Source organism: Pseudochrobactrum lubricantis (genome assembly GCF_041929865.1).
In the GTDB taxonomy this organism is placed as follows: Bacteria; Pseudomonadota; Alphaproteobacteria; order Rhizobiales; family Rhizobiaceae; genus Pseudochrobactrum; species Pseudochrobactrum saccharolyticum.
In genome coordinates, this window is sequence record NZ_JBHEEE010000047.1 from 1 (window position 1) to 910 (window position 910).

At 47.8% G+C, this 910-nt stretch carries 2 protein-coding genes; one reads left to right on the top strand and one right to left on the bottom strand.

The features are described 5' to 3' along the window. Positions 1-104 precede the first annotated feature (104 nt). Positions 105-617: a methylated-DNA--[protein]-cysteine S-methyltransferase gene (locus JNC80_RS19960; RefSeq protein ID WP_376711418.1), complete on the top strand. Its 513-nt coding sequence runs from the start codon at positions 105-107 to the stop codon at positions 615-617. A gap of 79 nt (positions 618-696) precedes the next feature. Here the strand turns inward: JNC80_RS19960 and JNC80_RS19965 are convergent. After that, on the bottom strand, positions 697-910 hold a 214-nt coding region (locus JNC80_RS19965; RefSeq protein ID WP_376711419.1), incomplete at its 5' end, for a hypothetical protein.

The following is a 910-nucleotide window of genomic DNA, read 5'->3' on the forward strand; positions in this document are numbered from 1 at the left end:
GTTTTACCTTTGTTTCCCTCTCTTGCTGGCGCTGCACCATCAAGCATAAAGTGGTAGATTGTCACTGCTTTATGCACTCAAAATACTCAAGCGGAACATTGCTCATGTCGGTATGTTTTTATTCAGGTTGTATTCGGACGCCTATCGGTGAGCTAACCGTTATTGTGAATGATCAGGGCGCGGTTATGCGCCTTGATTTTGAGAATGACAGCCGCGTGCATCCGGCCAATACACAAATCCCTGTTACACAGCATGATGATGCAGCTGTAGGCCATGTCGCGGAGCAGATACATCAGTATTTTGCAAGGGAGAGACGTCATTTTGATCTTACACTTGCACCGCATGGCACGCCTTTTCTGAAGGCTGCCTGGCAGGAGCTTGCAAAAGTGCCTTATGGTACAGTTGTCACCTATGGTGAACTTGCAGAACGTGCCGGTCATCGTGGCTCTGCGCGTGCTTTTGGCCGCGTGAATGCTATTAATCCGATTTCGATTATTGTTCCCTGCCACCGCGTCATCGGTGCCAATGGTCAGCTAACAGGCTTTAGCGGTGGCCTTGATAAGAAAGAAGCACTGTTGCGTCTGGAAGGCAGTCTTTATCAGGAACGCTTACTCTGACAGCTTGAGTAGAGCTTCCTCTCATCCTCACTTAAGCGATTGAGGTGAAGCCCTTATGGCCGTCGCTTGATTATCGACTTTAGGCTGCACAGTCTATTGCAAGAGTTTTGCTTGGTTTAGCCAGAGCTATTGAATTTCGGATGTTTTTTGGAGATTTGGTTGCGGGTTTGGCTTTGAACCGTTCGTCGTGCAATCGATATTGTATCGCTTGCTTTTCCTCCTCCGCCTTCCGGTTATGAGCGTGATGAGGTGAGAGCGTTAAAAATCGATTGATTATCGATTTTAGCTCGAAC

What these genes read in the sequence shown, in the direction of transcription:
- JNC80_RS19960 (WP_376711418.1), top strand. Translation starts at nt 105, where the DNA reads ATGTCGGTATGTTTTTATTCAGGTTGTATTCGGACGCCTATCGGTGAG.